20 protein-coding genes and 2 pseudogenes are annotated in these 18,847 nt (G+C 68.6%); 5 read left to right on the plus strand and 17 right to left on the minus strand.

What is annotated here, in order from left to right:
* Position 1: 1 nt before the first annotated feature.
* Complete coding sequence (locus tag SACCYDRAFT_RS20445; protein ID WP_043536741.1) at positions 2-541, plus strand: potassium channel family protein; 540 nt, start codon at positions 2-4, stop codon at positions 539-541.
* A 12-nt stretch (positions 542-553) separates the two neighbouring features.
* Here SACCYDRAFT_RS20445 and SACCYDRAFT_RS20450 read toward each other — a convergent pair whose 3' ends face one another.
* Positions 554-1,120 (minus strand): helix-turn-helix domain-containing protein, encoded by a 567-nt coding sequence (locus tag SACCYDRAFT_RS20450; RefSeq protein ID WP_005459065.1) that lies wholly within the window; start codon positions 1,118-1,120, stop codon positions 554-556.
* Positions 1,121-1,179: 59 nt separating this feature from the next.
* Complete coding sequence (locus SACCYDRAFT_RS20455) at positions 1,180-1,755, minus strand: TetR/AcrR family transcriptional regulator (RefSeq protein WP_005459066.1); 576 nt, start codon at positions 1,753-1,755, stop codon at positions 1,180-1,182.
* 69 nt (positions 1,756-1,824) lie between these two features.
* Here SACCYDRAFT_RS20455 and SACCYDRAFT_RS20460 point away from each other — a divergent pair, with 69 nt between their 5' ends.
* The 3 genes from SACCYDRAFT_RS20460 to guaB1 are packed head-to-tail and all read left to right on the plus strand — an operon-like array spanning position 1,825 to position 5,760.
* Positions 1,825-2,835, plus strand: a complete 1,011-nt coding sequence (locus tag SACCYDRAFT_RS20460; protein WP_005459067.1) for a DMT family transporter — start codon at positions 1,825-1,827, stop codon at positions 2,833-2,835.
* Positions 2,745-4,286: an ATP-dependent DNA ligase gene (locus SACCYDRAFT_RS20465; protein ID WP_005459068.1), complete on the plus strand. Its 1,542-nt coding sequence runs from the start codon at positions 2,745-2,747 to the stop codon at positions 4,284-4,286. The genes SACCYDRAFT_RS20460 and SACCYDRAFT_RS20465 overlap by 91 nt, the downstream gene beginning before the upstream one ends.
* Before the next feature lie 34 nt (positions 4,287-4,320).
* A complete protein-coding gene (gene guaB1, locus SACCYDRAFT_RS20470; protein ID WP_043537440.1) occupies positions 4,321-5,760 on the plus strand; it encodes a GMP reductase in 1,440 nt (479 codons plus the stop codon).
* A 111-nt stretch (positions 5,761-5,871) separates the two neighbouring features.
* Here guaB1 and SACCYDRAFT_RS20475 read toward each other — a convergent pair whose 3' ends face one another.
* Both SACCYDRAFT_RS20475 and SACCYDRAFT_RS20480 read right to left on the minus strand, forming a co-directional pair.
* Complete coding sequence (locus tag SACCYDRAFT_RS20475) at positions 5,872-7,272, minus strand: PhoH family protein (protein WP_005459070.1); 1,401 nt, start codon at positions 7,270-7,272, stop codon at positions 5,872-5,874.
* Between the two features lie 368 nt (positions 7,273-7,640).
* Positions 7,641-8,420: an isoprenyl transferase gene (locus SACCYDRAFT_RS20480; protein WP_005459071.1), complete on the minus strand. Its 780-nt coding sequence runs from the start codon at positions 8,418-8,420 to the stop codon at positions 7,641-7,643.
* Between the two features lie 108 nt (positions 8,421-8,528).
* Between SACCYDRAFT_RS20480 and trhA the strand changes: the two genes are divergently transcribed.
* The gene (trhA, locus tag SACCYDRAFT_RS20485) at positions 8,529-9,206 is read left to right on the plus strand and encodes a PAQR family membrane homeostasis protein TrhA (protein ID WP_005459072.1); all 678 of its coding nucleotides are present in this window, start codon (positions 8,529-8,531) and stop codon (positions 9,204-9,206) included.
* Between the two features lie 46 nt (positions 9,207-9,252).
* On the opposite strand, the gene SACCYDRAFT_RS27025 is transcribed toward trhA, so the two are convergent.
* From SACCYDRAFT_RS27025 to SACCYDRAFT_RS20535, 13 genes and pseudogenes are all read right to left on the minus strand, one after another.
* Positions 9,253-9,888 (minus strand): tyrosine-type recombinase/integrase, encoded by a 636-nt coding sequence (locus SACCYDRAFT_RS27025; protein ID WP_232283717.1) that lies wholly within the window; start codon positions 9,886-9,888, stop codon positions 9,253-9,255.
* Positions 9,889-10,033: 145 nt separating this feature from the next.
* Positions 10,034-10,429: pseudogene (locus SACCYDRAFT_RS27030) on the minus strand (phage integrase central domain-containing protein); the annotation flags it as partial.
* 119 nt (positions 10,430-10,548) lie between these two features.
* Positions 10,549-10,680, minus strand: coding sequence for a helix-turn-helix domain-containing protein (locus SACCYDRAFT_RS26080; RefSeq protein WP_232283870.1), 132 nt, complete (start codon positions 10,678-10,680; stop codon positions 10,549-10,551).
* 85 nt (positions 10,681-10,765) lie between these two features.
* Entirely contained in the window at positions 10,766-12,409 is a 1,644-nt protein-coding gene (locus SACCYDRAFT_RS26680; RefSeq protein WP_052309213.1) for a replication initiator, read from the minus strand.
* A gap of 399 nt (positions 12,410-12,808) precedes the next feature.
* Positions 12,809-13,342, minus strand: a pseudogene (locus SACCYDRAFT_RS27035) (FtsK/SpoIIIE domain-containing protein); the annotation flags it as partial.
* Positions 13,343-13,988: 646 nt separating this feature from the next.
* Entirely contained in the window at positions 13,989-14,228 is a 240-nt protein-coding gene (locus SACCYDRAFT_RS20500) for an AMED_5909 family protein (RefSeq protein WP_232283718.1), read from the minus strand.
* Positions 14,225-15,142 carry an integrase core domain-containing protein gene (locus SACCYDRAFT_RS20505; protein ID WP_198284920.1) on the minus strand — a complete coding sequence of 306 codons (918 nt, stop codon included), beginning with the start codon at positions 15,140-15,142 and terminating at the stop codon, positions 14,225-14,227. Before SACCYDRAFT_RS20505 ends, SACCYDRAFT_RS20500 begins: the two co-directional genes overlap by 4 nt.
* A gap of 17 nt (positions 15,143-15,159) precedes the next feature.
* Complete coding sequence (locus SACCYDRAFT_RS20510) at positions 15,160-15,477, minus strand: helix-turn-helix domain-containing protein (protein ID WP_005456432.1); 318 nt, start codon at positions 15,475-15,477, stop codon at positions 15,160-15,162.
* A 179-nt stretch (positions 15,478-15,656) separates the two neighbouring features.
* A complete protein-coding gene (locus tag SACCYDRAFT_RS20515; RefSeq protein WP_005459078.1) occupies positions 15,657-15,908 on the minus strand; it encodes a hypothetical protein in 252 nt (83 codons plus the stop codon).
* 25 nt (positions 15,909-15,933) lie between these two features.
* Positions 15,934-16,398, minus strand: a complete 465-nt coding sequence (locus SACCYDRAFT_RS20520) for a hypothetical protein (protein ID WP_005459080.1) — start codon at positions 16,396-16,398, stop codon at positions 15,934-15,936.
* 67 nt (positions 16,399-16,465) lie between these two features.
* Positions 16,466-16,753 carry a hypothetical protein gene (locus SACCYDRAFT_RS20525; RefSeq protein ID WP_232212867.1) on the minus strand — a complete coding sequence of 96 codons (288 nt, stop codon included), beginning with the start codon at positions 16,751-16,753 and terminating at the stop codon, positions 16,466-16,468.
* A 106-nt stretch (positions 16,754-16,859) separates the two neighbouring features.
* Positions 16,860-17,435 (minus strand): flavoprotein, encoded by a 576-nt coding sequence (locus tag SACCYDRAFT_RS20530; RefSeq protein WP_005459085.1) that lies wholly within the window; start codon positions 17,433-17,435, stop codon positions 16,860-16,862.
* Complete coding sequence (locus tag SACCYDRAFT_RS20535) at positions 17,432-18,667, minus strand: helix-turn-helix domain-containing protein (protein ID WP_005459086.1); 1,236 nt, start codon at positions 18,665-18,667, stop codon at positions 17,432-17,434. Before SACCYDRAFT_RS20535 ends, SACCYDRAFT_RS20530 begins: the two co-directional genes overlap by 4 nt.
* Positions 18,668-18,847: the final 180 nt, after the last annotated feature.

The raw sequence follows: 18,847 nt of genomic DNA on the forward strand, positions 1-18,847 counted from the left end.
CATGGTCGGCTCGCGAAACGGCGAGGACGGCCTTCGCGTGGGACGTCGCGCGGTGGCCGCCTCGCTGTCGCGAGCGGCGCTGTCGGCCGCCGTGCTGGTGGCCGGGTACTTCCTCGTCCCGTTGGAGCGGTCCGATCCGGCCACGTGGGCGTGGTTCGCGCTCGCCCTGGCCGGGTGGGGGGCGGTGACCGCCCGGCAGGTTCTCGCGGTCTCCCGCTCCGCCACTCCACGCCTGCGAGCGATCGAGGCGCTCGGGTTGGCGGTGCCGCTGCTGCTGGTGGTCTTCGCCCTGACGTACACCGCTCTCGGCCGGGCCGATCCCGCCGCGTTCACCGAACCGGTCGACAAGGCCGACGCGCTCTACTTCACGGTGACGGTCTTCGCCACCGTCGGGTTCGGGGACATCGCCCCGGTCAGCCACCCCGCGAGGATGGTGACGACGCTGCAGATGGTGTTCGGGCTGGTCCTCGTGGGCGTCATCGCCAAGGTTCTCATGGGAGCCGTGTCCGTCGCCGTCCAGCGCCGGGAGCGTGAACGCTGACCACGGACCGCCTCAGCCACGGCGGGGCCGGGCACGCACGTGCATCCGTTCGCCCTGTGGGCCGAAGAGGCTCAGGATCTCCACCGGATACGGCCCCGCGCTACCGAACCAGTGCGGGAGGCGGGTGTCGAACTCGGCGGCCTCACCGGTTTTGAGCACGACGTCGTGTTCGGCGAGCACGAGCCTCAACCGGCCGCTGAGCACGTACAACCACTCGTAGCCCTCGTGGGTCTTCGGTTCGGGTTCCTCCTCGCTCGGCTCGACAATGATCTTGAATGCCTGCAGTCCACCGGGATTGCGCGTGAGCGGCACGATCGTCCTGCCGTCCTGCCGCATCGGCCGCATCCGCACGCGGGGATCGTCCACCGGTGGCGCACCGACAAGGTCGTCGAGCGACACGTGGTGTGCTCGCGCGATCGGCAACAGCAGTTCGAGGCTCGGTCTGCGTTGTCCCGATTCGAGTCTGGACAGCGTGCTGACGGAGATGCCGGTGCTCTCCGACAGAGCGGACAGCGTGCAGTTGCGCTCTCTGCGCAGACGGCGCAGCCGAGGCCCGACCGCCCCGAGAACGTCCTCCATGCCGACATTGCAGAACCGGCAACGCGGTTTGTCAAGCCGCCAAGAGGTCGATGTGCGCGTCAACCCACCCCGATGAGCTGCCTGGCCACGTCCTTGGCGTTGCCCACCGCCCCCGGCACGATGCCGAGCGAGGCGGTGACCGTGGCACCCTCCAGCAACATCAGCAGCGAGGTCGCGAGCTTGCGCGGATTGCGCACCCCCGCGTCCCGCGCGAGCGCGCGCAGGTAGTCGAACATCCACTGCTTCTGTTCGCGGATCACGTCACGGGCCGGGTGGGTGGCGTCGGGCAGCTCGGCCTGCGCGTTGACGAACGCGCAGCCCCTCGGGTTCTCCGTCGCGATCCACTCCTCCAGCGCGTCGAACACCAGCAGCAACCGGCGAGCGGGTGCGATGCGGCCCCGGCGCTCGACCACCGCCCGGACGTGCTCGCGGTAACGCTCGTCCCTGCGCCTGAGGTAGTGGGCGACGAGTGCGTCCTTGGAGCCGAACCGGTCGTACAGGGTCTTCTTCGTGACGCCGGCCTCGCTCGCGATCGACTCGACACCGACGGCGTGAATGCCGTTGTCGTAGAACAGCCGTCCCGCCACTTCGAGCACCCGCTCGGCGGCCGGGGTCAGCGCGAGGTCTTCGCTCATACCTTGACGGTATACCGATCGGTTTAGTACGTCTAGTAGACATACCGGTTGGTATACCTGGGAGGGGCCATGAGACCTGACGTCCTGCTTTCGGCGGGCTTCGTACTGATGTGGAGCTCCGGTTTCGTCGGTGCTGTGCTCGGCACCGCGCACGCCGGGGCATGGACGTTGCTGCTCTGGCGGTTCTGGGTGGTGGCCGCCGTGCTCGGCGGGTGGTGGCTCGTCCGGCGGCGGCGCGCGATCGGTCTCCGCGACGTGGGCGTCCACTCGGCCATCGGCCTCCTCTCGCAGGGCGTCTACCTCGCCGGAGTGGTGTGGTCGGCCGAGCTGGGTGTGGCCGCCGGTGTCGCCGCCCTGGTGGCCGCACTGCAGCCCGTGGTCACGGCCACGCTGTCGGGCCCGCTGCTCGGCGAGCGCTCGACCCCACTGCAGTGGGCGGGCCTCGCGGTCGGGCTCGTCGGGGTCGCACTCGTCGTGGGCGACGATCTCGGCTCGTCGTCGGGCGCACCCGCGGCCGCCTACGCGCTGCCCTTCCTCGCCATGGCAGGCCTGGTCGTCGCGACGTTCGCCGAGCGCAGAGCCACGTCGTCACTGTCGGTGGTGGACTCCCTGGTGATCCAGTGTTCGGCGAGCGCCGCGCTGTTCACGGTCGTCGCCTGGACCGCCGGCGAGGTCGTGGTCCCCACCTCGGCGGGCTTCTGGTTCGCCGTCGCCTGGGTCGTGGTGCTGTCCACCTTCGGTGGATACGGCACCTACTGGCTCGTGGTACGCAGGCGGTCGGTCAACCACGCGGCCACACTCCTCTATCTGACGCCGCCCACCACGATGCTGGCCGGGTTCGCACTCTTCGGTGACACGGTCGACGTGTGGGGATTCGTGGGTCTCGCCGTGTCCGCGGCCGCCGTGACACTCGTGTTGCGCGGGCAGCGCGCCACACAACCGCGCACACGGCCGCGCGCACTGTCGGACCCCGGCGCGATGATGGCGACATGCAGCTCCACGACGTCGTCACCACCTCCGCCGACCTCGCGAGGAGACGCTCCCGCAAGGCCAAGACCGCCGTCCTCTCCGAGCTGCTGAGCGGCGCGCCCGCCGACGAACTGGCCGCAGCGGTGGCCTTCCTGACGGGCGCGCCGACGCAGGGGCGGATCGGTGTCGGCTGGCGAACGCTGTCGGAGTTACGCGCGGTCCCCGCCGAGGCACCACGGCTGACCGTCAGCGAGGTCGACTCGGCACTCGGCGAGTTGGCGGCCACGACCGGGAGCGGGTCGGTCCGCCTCCGATCGGAGCTACTGCGTTCGTTGCTGTCGCGGGCCACCGCCGAGGAACAGGACTTCCTCTTCCGGCTGCTCACCGGCGAGCTCCGCCAGGGCGCGCTCGAAGGCGTCATGGTCGAGGCCGTCGCCGCTGCCGCGGGCGTACCCGCCGAAGCCGTGCGGCGCGCGTTCATGCTGTCCGGCCGTCTGCCCGACACCGCCCACGCGGCCATGGCCGGCGGTACGGCCGCGCTGGCGGCGTTCCGCATCGAGGTCGGCAGGCCGCTGCGCCCGATGCTGGCCTCACCGGCGGAATCGCTCGCCGACGCCACCGCCGAACTCGGCAGCGTGTCCGTCGAGTACAAACTCGACGGGGCTCGGATCCAGGTTCACCGCCGCGGCGACGAGGTCCACGTCTACACCCGGACGTTGCGCGAGGTCACCGCACACGTCGCCGAGCTGACCGACCTCGTGCGTGGGCTGCCGTGCGAGTCCGTCGTGCTGGACGGCGAGACGCTGGCGCTCACCGACGACGGCAGGCCCCGGCCGTTCCAGGAGACCATGTCGCGCTTCGGCAGCACGAGGGAGGAACAGGTGCGTGCGCTGCTGCTGCGGCCGTACTTCTTCGACTGTCTGCACCTCGACGGTACCGACCTGCTCGACGCTCCCCTGCGGGAGCGTCAGGCGAAGTTGCGGGCGGTCGCGGGCGAGCACGTCATCCCCGGCGAGCAGGAACCCGCCGACCCCGACGCGATCCTCGTGGCGTCGCTGGAGGCCGGGCACGAGGGAGTCATGGTCAAGGACCTCGACTCCCCCTACGCCGCGGGCCGGCGCGGCAGGGCGTGGCTGAAGGTGAAGCCGGTGCACACCCTCGACCTCGTCGTGCTCGGAGCCGAATGGGGACACGGCCGCCGGCACGGCTACCTGTCCAACCTCCACCTCGGCGCTCGTGACCCGAACGGGGGGCCACCGGTCATGGTGGGCAAGACGTTCAAGGGCCTCACCGACGAGTTGCTGGACTGGCAGACCGCCGAACTGCCCCGGCACGAGAGCCACCGCGACGACCAGGCGGTGTACGTGCGCCCGAACCTCGTCGTCGAGATCGAACTCGACGGCGTGCAGGCCAGCACCCGCTATCCGGGTGGGGTGGCGCTGCGGTTCGCCCGGGTGCTGCGGTACCGGCCGGACAAGGACGCCGCCGACGCCGACACCATCGACACCGTGCGTGCCCTGCTGACAGGCGAACGACCCGGTGAACAACCCCGTGAGCCCTGACATCGAACCGTCACTGCCTCTAGGCTGGAGTCTCGTGCAGTTCCTCGAAGGCCATCGGCCTGCTCACGACCTGACCTACGACGACGCCTACCTGGTGCCCAACCGCTCGGCGGTGGAGTCACGGTTCGACGTCGACCTCTCCACCGTCGACGGCACCGGCACCACCATCCCGATCGTCGTCGCCAACATGACCGCGGTCGCAGGCCGGCGCATGGCCGAGACCGTCGCCCGCCGGGGTGGCTTGGTGGTACTCCCCCAGGACGTCGCTCCGGACGCGGTCGCCGACATCACGGCGTGGGTGAAGGGCCGCCACACCGTGTGGGACACGCCGCTGATCCTGCGCTCCGGGGACGCGGTGGCCGACGCGCTGAACCTCGTGGGCAAGCGCGCCCACGGCGCCGTGGCCGTCGTCGACGGCGAGGGCCGTCCCGTCGGCATCGTCACCGAGGACGCGTGCGCGAGCGTCGACCGCTTCGCTCGCCTGGCGGAGGTGCTGGAGCGGTCGGTGCTCACGGTGCCGCTCGACACCCCTCCCCGCGAGGTGTACGAGCGGCTGCACGAACGCGGCGAGAACCTCGCCCTCGGAATCGACTCCGACGGTCGGCTCGTGGGCGTACTGACCCAGGTGGGTGCGTTGCGGGCGGGCATCTACACCCCCGCGCTCGACGCGGACGGCAGGTTGCGCATCGGCGCGGCCGTCGGTGTCAACGGCGATGTCGCGGCCAAGGCCGAAGCCGTGCTGAGCGCAGGCGTCGACGTGCTCGTGGTCGACACCGCCCACGGTCACCAGGAGAAGATGCTGGCCGCGCTCAAGGCCGTGCGATCGGTGTCACCGTCGGTGCCGGTGGTGGCGGGCAACGTCGTCACGGCGGAGGGCACGCGCGACCTCATCGAGGCCGGCGCGGACGTCGTCAAGGTGGGTGTCGGCCCCGGAGCCATGTGCACGACACGCATGATGACCGGCGTGGGCAGGCCGCAGTTGTCCGCCGTCCTCGACTGCGCGGCCGCCGCCCGCGAGGCGGGCAAGCACGTGTGGGCCGACGGCGGCGTGCGACACCCGAGGGACGTGGCCTTGGCGCTTGCCGCCGGAGCGTCGGCGGCCATGGTGGGCTCGTGGTTCGCGGGCACGTACGAGTCGCCCGGCGACCTGCGTCACGACGAGCACGGCAGGCCCTACAAGGAGTCGTTCGGCATGGCCTCCAAGCGCGCCGTGACCGCGCGCACGCGTTCCGACAACGCCTACGAACGCGCTCGCAAGTCGCTGTTCGAGGAAGGCATCTCGTCGTCACGCATGGCCCTGGACCCGCTGCGGCCGAGCGTGGAGGATCTGCTCGACTCCATCACCGCGGGAGTGCGTTCCGCCTGCACGTACGCCGGCGCCACCAACCTGGAGCAGTTCCATCGGCGCGCGGTACTGGGTGTGCAGTCGGCCGCCGGCTTCGCCGAGGGCCGCCCCCTGCCCGCGGGCTGGTAACCCCACGGCGTGTCCGCAGCGTGCGGCGCGAACACGCGCGCACAGACTGCGGACACACGTTCACGACCTGCGGACACGAGACACACCGTCTCGTGTCCGCAGGACACCCGCTCAGCCGTGGTTCTCCAGCATCTCGGTGACGAGCGCGGCGATCGGCGAGCGCTCCGAGCGGGTCAGCGTCACATGGGCGAACAGCGGGTGCCCCTTCAACTTCTCGATCACCGCGGACACTCCGTCATGCCTGCCGACCCGCAGGTTGTCCCGCTGCGCCACGTCGTGGGTGAGCACCACCCGCGACGCCGCACCCAGGCGTGACAGCACGGTGAGCAGCACGTTGCGCTCCAACGACTGCGCCTCGTCCACGATCACGAAGGCGTCGTGCAGCGACCGGCCCCGGATGTGGGTCAGCGGAAGCACCTCGAGCATCCCGCGGTCGATCACCTCGTCGATCACTTCCTGGCTCACCAGGGCTCCGAGCGTGTCGAACACCGCCTGCGCCCACGGCTGCATCTTCTCGCTCTCGGTGCCGGGCAGGTAACCCAGGTCCTGCCCACCCACCGCGTACAGCGGACGGAACACGACCACCTTGCGGTGCATGCCGCGTTCCAGCACGGCCTCCAGCCCCGCACACAGCGCGAGAGCCGACTTCCCCGTGCCCGCCCGGCCGCCGAGCGACACGATCCCGACCTCCGGGTCCATCAACAGATCGAGCGCGATGCGCTGTTCCGCGGACCGGCCGTGCAGCCCGAACACCTCACGGTCGCCGCGCACCAGCCGCACCCGCTTGTCCGGCGTCGTCCTGCCCAGCGCGCTCGTGGTGCCCGCGAGCAGCCGCAGCCCGGTGTTGCACGGCAACTCGGCCACCTCGGCCCTGCCGAAGTCGGCCAGATCCACCTCACCCGACGCGAACAGCGCGTCGATGGCCTCGGCGGGAACGTCGAGGTCGGCCATGCCGGTCCAGCCGGACGGCATCACCTCCTCGGCGCGGTACTCGTCCGCGGGCAGGCCCACGGCACCGGCCTTGACCCGAAGCGGGATGTCCTTGGTCACCAAGGTCACCGACTTCCGCTCGGTGGCGAGGTTCAACGCGCAGGCGAGGATGCGGTGGTCGTTGGAGTCGGTGCGGAAGCCGGGTGGGAGCACCGTCGGGTCGGAGTGGTTCAACTCGACGTGCACCGTTCCCTCGTGCTCCCCGATCGGCACGGGGGCGTCGAGGCGGCCGTGCGTGCGCCGGAGGTCGTCGAGCAGCCGGAGAGACTCCCTGGCGAACCACCCGAGCTCGGGGTGGTGTCGTTTCCCCTCCAACTCGTTGATCACGACGAGAGGCAGCACCACGTGGTGCTCGGCGAACCGGGTGAGTGCCCACGGGTCCGACAGCAGTACCGACGTGTCGAGCACATAGGTACGGGGCGATCGGTCACCTGTGTCGCCGGGGTCGGTGCCTCCGTCCGCGCTCGAAGCGCTGACGGGCGAGCGGCCGGAGTCGTTTCGGGGCACGCGCTGCGCAGTCACGACGGCATCTCCCTCAGGGGCGTCGGCACCACGCCCCACACTCGCTGGGGCCGGGCACTGCCCTGGCTGGTCGCCGGCTCCGACACGCTCCGGTGTCAGGGCATGCGGCCACGAGGGCCCGGTGCCGGCCCCCTCGTGTGTTTCGGAAGCAGCTCCGCGATTCGCGTCGCCGCCGTTCGCTCCACAACCGTCACGACCAGGGCCTCCCGCGGCGACTCACCTGGGTCCGTGCGCCGCCACTTCGGAAGCTACCTGCGACGCCCGTTTCACGCAGGCAGCCACCTAGGTGAATCAGGGGTGCCTCAACTCACGTTTGGTGAACGCCTTACGGCACGGTCGAGTGATGTCAGCGAGCATTCACCGCGGTTTCACGCGCCGTACCGGCGGTGGCGAACCGCGTAGTCCCGCAGCGCCCGGAGGAAGTCCACACGCCGGAACGCGGGCCAGTACGCCTCGGTGAACCAGAACTCCGAGTGCGCCGACTGCCACAGCAGGAACCCGGACAGCCGCTGCTCCCCCGACGTCCGGATGATCAGGTCGGGGTCGGGTTGACCCGACGTGTACAGGTGTTCGGAGATGTGGTCGACGTCCAGGATCTTGGCGAGTTCCTGAATGGTCCTGCCCTCGTCGGCGTACTGCCGCAGCAACTTGCGCACGGCGTCGGCGATCTCCTGCCGCCCGCCGTAACCGACGGCCACGTTGACCATCATCCCCGTGCGACCGTCGGTGCGCTGCGCCGCGGCCGTGAGCCTGGCCGCGACGTCGGTGGGCAGCATGTCCAGAGCTCCCACGATCGACAGCCGCCACGAGTTGCCCGGCTTGGCGAGTTCGTCGACGACGTCCGGGATGATCTCCAGGAGCGCGGCGACCTCCTCGTTGGACCGGCTGCGCACGTTGTCCGTCGACAGCAACCACAGCGTGACGACCTCGACGTTCGCCTCGCGACACCAGCTCAGGAAGTCGGCGATCTTGCGCGCGCCCACCCGGTGACCGCCGTTGACGTCGGTGAAGCCCGCCTCGCGTGCCCAGCGGCGGTTGCCGTCGAGGATGATGCCGATGTGGCGGGGGTGCCGCCCGGCGGCCTGCTGCTTGAGCCGCCACGAGTACACCGTGTAGACCACGCGGGAGAGGAACGAGCGAAGACTCACAGCAGGGGAGACTACGCCTGGCGGCGGAGTGACCTTCGCTGTACTCCCGCACTCACCGGTGTGCGAACAAACCTACGGTTCCGTAGCCTTGATCGGGTGAGCGTAGCGATGCACGATCAGTCCAACACCCCGTTGTCCGATGTCGTGGACACGAGGCCCCGCCTGCGGGGTCACATCCACTTCTGGAGTTTCTTCGGTGCGGTCGCCGCGGGAGCGACTCTGATCGCCCTCGCCGCATCCACCGTGTCGGGCCTCGCCGCCCTGGCCACGTCGGTCTACGGCGTGACCGTGCTCGGCGTGTTCGGAGTGAGCGCGCTGTACCACCGGCGGCTCTGGAGTCCCCGCGCGTACGCCTGGATGAAGCGCGCCGACCACTCGATGATCTTTTTGTTCATCGCGGGAACGTACACGCCGTTCACGCTGCTGGCGATGTCGCAGCCGACCGGCTACGTCGTGCTCGGTGTGGTGTGGGGCGGCGCGATCGCGGGCGTCGCGCTGAAGATGCTGTGGCCCACCGCGCCGCGCTGGTTGGGCGTGCCCATCTATGTGGCACTCGGCTGGGTCGCCGTCTTCGTGTTGCCCGAACTGGCCCGCAACGCCGGAGTGGCGGCCCTGGTACTGCTGCTGGTCGGCGGCGTGCTCTACACGCTGGGCTCGGTGTTCTACGCGACCCGCTGGCCGAACTACTGGCCCGAGACCTTCGGCTACCACGAGTTCTTCCACGCCTGCACCGTGGCCGCGGCGATCACGCACTACATCGCGATCTGGCTGGCCATGTACGCCTAGCAGGGGTTTCCGGGGTCCGGACCGAGATCAGGCCGTGGCCAGGCCGTCACGCCGCCTGGTCTTCGTCCGGGCCGTCCAGACCATCGAGCACCGTCCCGAAGAAGGCGTCCACCGCCTTGCGGGTCCGCTCGTGGCTGGACGGCAGCAGGTGCGTGTACACCCGCAGCGTGAAACCGGGGTCCGCGTGGCCCAGGTACTCCGAGACCGCCTTGACCGACTCGCCCGCGTCCAGCAGCACCGAGGCGTACAGGTGCCGCAGCGCGTGCATGCCGTCCGCCCGCGTCGGCGCCTCGATCCCCGCCCGCTTCAACGCCGGTATCCACACCGACGTGCGAAACGTCGTCCGCCGCACCGGCCCGCCCTCGGCGTTGACCATCAACAGGCTCACCGTCACCGGCTCACCCGAGGGATGCCGCCACGGCAGCGTGACCGGCGTCGACGGGAACCGCTCCGCGTAAGCGTCGAGATCATCCAGCAGCGCCGCCCCGATCGGCACCTCCCGCGTCTTGCCCCGCTTCGGCGGCGCGAACACCGGCCGGTTCTCCACCAGCCGCACCTGCCGCCGCACACGGACCACGTTGCGGTCCCGGTCCACGTCGTCGAGCGAGAATCCGAACACCTCCCCCGAGCGCAGCCCAAGCCCGGAAGCCAGCCACACGGCCGGGCGGTACTGCTCCGGCATCGCCTCCAGCACCGCCCGAGCCCGATCCCCCCGACCACGGCCGCACCCGCGCGTTGTCCTCCCGAGGTCGCGTCACACTCCGCGACCGCGCCGGATTGGTGACGATCAGCTTGTCCTCCTGGGCGAAGCTGAACACCGACACCAGGTGCGAGAAGTACAGCACCCGCGACGTCGAGGCCACCTGGCGATCCTGCAACCAGCGAAGCCACGCCTGCACGTCACTCGGCTTGATCGACCCGATCGACCGCCCCTCGAAGAACGGCAACAGATGCGTCGCCACCCGGCTCTGCACCCGTTCCCGCGTCGTGTAGTCGAACGTCTGCGCCTCCACCCACCGCAGCGCCACCGATTTGAACGACACCCGACCCGCACGCGGATCGACGTACTTACCCTCCCGCTTGTCCGACTCCACCGCGATCAGGAAGTCCTCGGCCCGCTTCTTCTGCCGGTCGGGAAACGTCTTGGCCCGCTCGTTGCCGTCCGGGTCGAGGTAGCGCACCCGGTAGCGCATCCCCTTGCCGTACAGCTCCGTGCGCTCCATCACCGGCTTGCCCTTGGCGTTCACCACCACCTGACCCGTCACCGGATCACGCTTCGCCCGATACCACCGATCCTGGATATGCCCCACTCACGCCCCCAATCGAGAATTGCCGAAGAAACTCACGCCGCCTCGTCCGCCGCCTCGACCCAGGCGCGGAGTTTGGCCGGGTCATAGCGGAGATGACGGCCGATCTTGCGAACCGGCGGCCCCTCACCACGCCACTTCCACTGATAGAGCGTCTTGACCGGAATGCCGAGTTAGTCCGAAACCTCCTCGACCGTCCACAACCGCTCAAAGCTGGCGACCTTGCCCAAGCTGCTTCTCCCCCGTCGTTGTTCACGCTGCTTGCGGAGTTGCCGAAGTCTCCGGCCCGCCTGGTGGGCCCTGCGCGGCAAGGAGTGCCCGGTCGTATTCGGCCCGCCAGGTGATGCGTTCGGCGATCGCCCGCATCAGCAGGTGCGCCCGTGGTGGAACATTCCGATCGCCGGGAGCGAGCTTGCGCCAGACCAGCCGCGAGGTGTCCTGTTCGGGTTTCTCGATGCCGACCGAGGCGAGCATGGCGCGGACGAACGCCTTGCGATCCGCCTTATGATCGGCCAGAGACTTGCCCGACCACTTGCGCGAGACGAGCACCCGCCGCCCAGGCAAGCCGAGGGTGGAGCGCCGATGCGCGCGGCCCTTGCACCGCCCCGGCACGGTTTTCGCGCTCGCACCGAGGGGTTGGATGCCGTAGAGCAGCCAAACCGCGCACCGAGGCGAACACGGCGTGATCGACAACTCGGCATGGAGTCGATCGTGATGCTCCCGCTGCCGGTAACTGCTCGCTTCGACGACTTCACCGGTGGCCTTGGTGAGGTACTTCGTCAGGTAGCCGATGTGCCGCCCGGCTTCCTCCGTGCCTCCGAGAATGCCCTTCGAATGCACCTGCGCCCCGAAGGTCACCACATGCGCCGGTTCCTTCACCTGCTCCACCGCGTCATCCCAGCCGGTGAGTGGCTGCCGGGTGTCCGGGTCCACGAACACCCGCCTGCCCGCGTCCCACACGGGCACGTGGTCACCGCCGTAGACAGGCTGGTCATGGGCAGGCCACCACACCTGGTGATACGTGGCCGCCGTGACCTGCCGGACGATCTCGTGCGGGATCGAGCCCCGGACAGCGGCATGCAGGTGCGGAGCCGCCCGCCGCTGGGGTTCGACGGTGGCGAAGTACTGCACCTCCCATCCCACCACTCGGCGAAGGTTCTGCCACCAGCGATCCACCAGGGCGGAGAAGTGCACCGCATCCCGCGCCGCCCGCCGATAGTCGTAGCTACCGGGATCGACCGGAGTGCCGTCCTCGCGCACCCGCCCGTAGGTGTCGAGGGTGAGGGTGACAAACATCGAGGGCCGAAACCGCCCCGCATACTCTCGGCCGATCGTGCGGTTCTCGACTCGGCGTCGCGGGAGGTTGGGCGCGTCCTGCCTGCGTTTGGTGGATCGCTTCTTCGGCCGCGCCGCCGGAGGGTCCACCGCGGGCAACCGCCCCCGCATCCCGGAGGCTCGCAACTCCTCATCCACCCCGCGGATTTCCTCGCGGACCTCCTCGGCGTCACACTCCGCACCCTCGGCAAGAGCCTGCCGATAGGCCGCCACGAGATCCGCCCGGTACTCCAAGAGTTGCGTCTGTTCGGCGCTGGGTGGCTCAGGGGTGAAATCAGGCTCCGTGTCCAGGTGCCAGCCTTCGCGGCACTGGGTCTGCCGCAGCGCCTTCGCCTTGCGCGCACACGGCCCGCACACCGACTCGACCGTGGAGCCACAGGGCACGGCGACGTAGCGCAACTCACCGGTGTCGGGATCGCCGACTTCCATGGTGAACGGCCGCACACACACGCCATGTTTCTCCGCCGTCGCCGTGATCACCTCGGTGGTGAGCGGTTGCCGCATCCGCTGCGCCCGCGTCTGGCCGGCCACGTCACCGGGGAACGAGGCCACGGACGTCATGCCGCCGCACCCCCAGACCAGCCCGTGCCGCCGTCCCGGGTCGGGGAAGGGCAGCACTTGCGCCCGTCGCACCAGCCGCCCGGTGACATAGGTAGCCAGGGCATCCAGGTCGGTGTCGGTGACGTGGAACGCGCGCGCCCGGAACGGTTCCCGCCGCCCGTCTTCCTTGGCCCAGGCCACACCAGGGGTGTGCTCGGAGATCTCGTGCGCCGCCGCGCCCTGCTCCCGCAACTGCTTATCCGACTGGTAGGCCAACACGTCCGCGAGTTCGTCGATGACCAGGACGAGGAACGGGTCACCCGTCGCGGGAGTCCAGGACCGCAGCATCCCCCGATATCGCGCCGCGCGTTCCTTGACCGTGGCGGCGATCTCTTCCAACAGGGCCACAGCGTCGGGGCCGTTGTCGAACACGACCCGCTGGAACACCTCCGGAGCCTGCCCCAGCTCCATCCCGCCCTTGGGATCGATCCCCACAAGCTGCACCCGGCCCGCGCGGATGAGCGGAGCCAGCGCCCACACCAGCGACCACAACAGCGAACCCTTCCCCGCGCCCGTGGCACCAACCGCGAGCAGGTGACGGCCCAGCAGCCGCAGCCGCCACGGCCTACCCGTCTCGGTGCGCCCGACTACGACACGTCGCAGATCAACCGTGTCCGGCTTCTCGGCGAGCACGGGTGCCGGGATGGAGTGGGCAAGCGGGTCATGGTGAACGAGGTCGAGTTCCAACCGGCCGGGTTTACGCACCCGCACCCGGCACGTCTGCGCCCGGAAGACGTGCGCCAACCCGGAGGCGTGCGCCTCCCACTGCTCCGGAGCCTGCCCCTTGACCATGCGGACCCGCACCCGGTCACGCCAGCCGTCCGCGCGCACCAGGCCGAGGCGGGGCCGGTACTCCTTACCCCGGTCGCGTTTGACCAGGTCGGACAGGCGCATCACCGTCCGCCACTGACACGCATACACCCCGAACCGGCGATACTCCGTGCGCACCTGCGCCACGGCGAAGCGGGTGAAGAAGTCGCGGTGCAGCCGCCACCACAACCCGAGCACCACAACCACGGCCAGCAGCGTGAAGGCGAGCACCCACCAGCCGAAGGCGGCTTGGACCCAGCCGACCAGCACCGCCCCCGCAAAGGTGAGCGGGTAACGCCACAACAGGCGACCGAGCTGCACCACCAGCCAACCGACCAAGCCGACGAGCACGAACGGCAACGCCGCAAGCTGCACCCACCGGGGCAGCAGCGTCCACCACGGCAACCGAGGCCGCACCACTTCCAATGGGGCCGGATCGACCCAGCGCGATCCACGCACATTCACCAGCGCTCACCCCCGATCAGGGCCGCACCGGCAAAAGCTCGATCAGTCAATACGCCGGGGTGCCCGGTTGACAGCCACCCACGGCACGTGTTTAGGCTATCCATTGACCACTCCGTCTGGTGTGGACAGCGCAGAAGCGGCCAAACGGTTGGCAGCCAAGGAAACCGCTTCTGCGCCTAACGATCAATCAGTGAATGAGAGCGTGCGGTATCGCCGCACAAGCCGACAGCCCGCACGCTTCCGTTGTCGTCTTCTGTGTGTCGTTCTACTGGGCCGTGATCTTCAGTTCGTCGGCCTTGCGCCGTTCCCGATCGGCCCAATACATCGCCTCGTGATGGTGGCCCCGGTCGATCTCAGCGACCTCGGCATACACCCGCGCACTCCGCAGGTAGTACCGCCGCCACACCCGCGCCGGAGCATCCAACCCCGGACGCTCAGCCACCAGAGCCTCGTGAGCCTGCATCAACGTCCGCACCTGCGGCACCGGCCCCATGTCCCGCGTCAAGAATCTGGCTCAGTTTTCTTGGATGAAAGTTGTGCTTGTTGATCTTGCTGGTGGATCTCGATCGGTCGTTGCATGCCGAGTGCCTCGTGGGGGCGGATGTGGTTGAACACGTGCCGGTAGCGCTCGGCCTCGGCGGCGAGGGTCTGCCCGTCGTCGATCTCCATCCGGTAGAGGTGCTCGTACTTCAGCGATCCGAATGCCCGTTCCCGCACGCCGTTCTGGCCGGGTGAGCGACGCCGAGTGCGGATGTGGAGCAGCTCGGGGCGAGAGGCGATGAACGCGGCGAACCTGCTGCCTTTGAAGGCGCCACCGTTGTCGGTGACCACCTTGATCCGCTTGATGTGCCCGGTCTCGGGGTTGGTGAGCTGCTCGGCCAACGGCACGCCACCGGCCAGCCGCTCGGCCTCGGCGATCGCGATCCGGACGGCGAGCTCGGCATCGGCGGCGTTGCAGGTGGTCGCGAGGTGCCAGCCGAACTCGTACTTCGAGTAGTAGTCCGCGCACCCGGCGATCCGCCAGATCCCACCACGGGTGGTCTCGAACTCAGAGAAATCCAGCTGCCACACCTGATTCGGCCCCGTAGGCGGCTCGGCGAACGCAGCCTTACGGGCCTTGGCTAGCTCTCGTCGTTCAGCCTGATATTTCGTGGACTGCAACAGATTCCGCCGCCGCATCGCCCGCTCCACGGTCGAAACGGACACCTCGTGTCCATCGGCGCGCATCAATGCGTGGATCTTGCGGTGTCCCCACGCCGGCCAGGCCTGGGCATACTTCTCCACGACCGGCTCGAACGCCTCGACCGCCGGTGCCGGCCATGGGCCCTTCGGCGGGTTCCCGGCGCGCTGTTTGCTGATCCAGCGGGTATAGGTGCGGCGCGGGATGCCGATCAAGGCCGTGAACCTCGAGACCGGCATCGCCGCGTCTTGGCGAATCACCTCGAGGTCCTCGAAGGGGCCAGCCGCTCCGCGGAGCGCTTCCACACCCGCAGCTCGACATGCGCCTCGCCCAGTGCCGTGGTCAACTCGTCGATCTGGGCCTGCAACTGCTCCTCACGACTCGAGGGACCGGCCTTACCGCCCTCGGCAACCCCGGCCCGGCCGCCCTCGAGGAACTGGGCCTTCCACCGCGACACCGACTGCTCCGAGACCTTGTTCCGCCGAGCGGCCTCGGCGATCGTCATCTCCCCGGACAGCACGCTCAGCACGATCCGGATCTTGTCCTCCACCGGGAACACCGGGGGACGGCTCATCGTCATACCTCCTGCTCAGGAACCTACATAACCCCTGAGCCACAAAGTCTGACGCGCGACACCCACATCCTCGACCACATCTGACACCCCCCTTCCTCATGACTCGATAGAAACGGAACGTGCTCAGGCACGGAGGCAGAACCACGACGCCACGTGCACTCACCTCCGTGCCATCACGGTCACTCCTGCTGCTCCACGCCCGAACACGCGGGCTCACGCTTCAGCCACCCGGCCAACTCGTCAGCCGCATTGCGCAGTTGACACAGGAACTTCGCGAAGTCCGGCCACAACGCCGGATCACGCGGCGGCTCGATCGTCAGACAATCCGGGTCCGCGTACACCACCAGCGTCGCCGACTCGTCCACGAAACAGAACGCCTGCGTACCCGCTCTCGCCGCAGGGTCAGGACTGAATGTCAGGTTGAACGGCACTCGTCACGCAGCCTTTCGCGCCCGCTCACGCGGCTTTGGCCGACGACTCACCACCCGACGCCGGGGGTTTGCCCGAGCGCCCGCCGCCCGCAGCAGCAGGGGCCTTGAAGCCGGTCGCCCGGAAGACATAGGACTGGTACTTGAACTCACCGTTGCCAGCCACCCTCGGCTCAGCCGTAAGCCCTTCCAGCTCGATCGGCCGCATCCCCGGCAACGCCTCCGACGTCGGCGGCACCGGCTGCACCTTCGCCACCAACGTCACCTCGAACGAAGCCCGCTTCGCGTTCGACTCCGACGGGTCGGTCACCGTGACCTTCCACTGGAGCAGCCCCGTCGCTTCATCCACTCGTTGACGAGCGGGCTTGCCCATCGCCTTGTCCTCGCGCGACTGGAACTCCGTATCCGGCGACACCTCACCGACCATCACCAAACCCTGCGGAAACGCCTCATCGAACTCGATCGGAAACCGGTGACCCTTTGGGATCGCCATTCGTCTTTCTCCCGTGCTGTCTCTTTCGATTGGTTGATCTGTCCTGCCGCGACCTTGGGGAGACGACTCAGTCGCCACCCTCGGTGGGCCAGGAACCGGAAGGAGGGCCACTGCTGTAGGGATCGCCCAGCCGGTGCCGCCCGAGGCTTTGCTGTTCGCACCATTCGGCGAAGTCCAGCGCCGCACTGGACAAGCCACGGGCGAAGCGGGCCGCGTCCGCAGGACCACCGAGTCTGGCGGGTACCTGCACACTCAGTGCCGCATTACCGACTCCGACGATGAGCTGGCGGACGCCGGGGGTCGGTTCCACGACCTCCGCACCGTCCCCAGCGGAGGGCTGGACGATCACATACATGCTCACGGGTTCGTTCCTTCCTGGTCGAGCCCACCCATCAGGGCCGCTACACCCAGGAAAACCCGGAGTCGTCCAAACCACCCGGACAAACTGTCCGGGTCCGTGATCAGTCAGTACTGGACGAGCCGTGAACAGGAGAAATGCGATCCACTGCGTCGAGGATCTTTCCCCAAGGAAGATCCTTACCGGGGGCGCTCCGGGGCTCGTGCAAAGGCCAGTAGTCCTCGCCCATCAGCAGGTACACCCCGGCACCCCGCAACGCGGCGATATGAGAGTCCCACGCGGGTTGACGCGCGTGAGCCGCGTTGATCCGCGGGAACACCACCACGGGCACTGCCCGAGAGCCGATGGCCTCGCACACCGTGGTCAACGCCTGGTTGTCCGCCAGGCCGAGCGCCATCTTCGCAACTGTGTTCGCCGAAGCCGGGCACACCAGGTAGCAGTCAATCGGCGGGTGCGGGCTCGACTCACTCGGCAGTCGAGGTGCTACACGGCAGGGTAGGCCGGTGACCTGCTCGATGCGTGCCCGTTCCCCACTGGCTTCCAGCCACGTGCCGGCGGTCGGGGTCAGCGTCACCGCCACCCGCCAACCGCGAGCGATCGCCGGTTCCACCAGCGACGACCGGATACGTTCCAACCCACCGGCAGCCGATCCGATGAGCCCCAGTGCCCGCGTGTTCATCGCACCGCCCGGCACCGCTCAGCCAACCCGAACAGCGGCGACGACTTACCGTTACTGACCGGCGCACGGCGATACAGGGTGCGCACCACTTCTCTCACCATCGACGAGTGGCGAACCAATTGCGGGGACTTCTGTTCCGCGTCCAGCAGCATGTCCAGCGCCTCGTCGTCGCGGGCGAACATGCTTAACGCACGAGCCACATCAATGGCATGCGTGACCTGCCGTTCCACCGGAAGATGTGTCGGCCGTACCGCCTGCCCTCGCTCGACCACGTGCGCCACGTCGCCCAGGTCCAACGCCGCTGACAGGCGATGCAACTCGACGTTCGACGGGCCGAAACCGGTCTGCCAGTAGTTTCCGTCCCTACCCAGCCGCTCGGCCGCCGCATCGGCTTGCCCGAGCAGTTCGGTCGCGGTCCGGCGATCCTGCCGACGTGCCGCCGCCACCGCCGTCCGCAGGTGGAGCATCCCGTACAGGCTCAATGCACCGGGGTTCCCGTCACGCAGCTCCGGCGCCATCCATCGAGCCGCCGTCTCCCCCAGACTCAGCGCCTCATCGAACCGGCCCACAGCCAACAGCGCGTGCGTCCCGGCCCGCGCCGCCGACGCCAGCACCAACGCATCCTCAGACTGGTCGGCCGCCTGCATCGCCCGCTCCGCAGCGATCCACGACAGGTCCGCCTCACCGACCTTGCTCAGGGTCGTGGCCGCCAAGTGATGAATGCGTGCCGACACCGCGAACGCCCGACGCGCATAGGCAGGACGTCCAGCCGCCCCACGCTCCAACTGCTGCGCCGACTTGAGTAGCCCTGGCAGCAGCGAGATCACCTGTCCCACCTTGCCCTGCTGGTACTGGTTCCACGCTTCCTCGGTCACCCGGGCCACCGGCTCCGTATCGACGTATTCCGGTTGCAGCCCACCGCCGAACAACGTGCGAGACAACCGCTGCGGGGACATCAGCGCATCACGCACTGCCGGAACATCGTCGTTATCGTCCTCATCCTCGAACAACACCGGCTCACCAAGCAGATCATTCAACGTCACCCGCAACTGCCGCGCCAACTCCACAACGACATCGATGCGGTTGACCTGCCGTTCACCACGTTCGATCTTGCTGACCCAGTCCTCAGACTTCCCCATCAGCCCAGCTAGCACGGCCTGCGACAAACCACGGCGGCGCCGATAGAACGCCACCCGCTCACCGATGCTTAGATCCTCACCAGCACCCCGCATGCCGCCGAGGATACGCACTTGGTTCGGAGTAGGTCAGCAGCCGCTCACGGCGATGCCTGACCAGACGACAAGGTCACAAATAATGTGTCCAACCACCTTCCCCACGAGATGGCATCGATGGTGCGCCTGCACATCTACGACAAAGTAGTGCGATTTGAAAATTGCCGTGATCGGTGATCC

The sequence above is a fragment of the Saccharomonospora cyanea NA-134 genome (assembly GCF_000244975.1).
GTDB lineage: Bacteria > Actinomycetota > Actinomycetes > Mycobacteriales > Pseudonocardiaceae > Saccharomonospora > Saccharomonospora cyanea.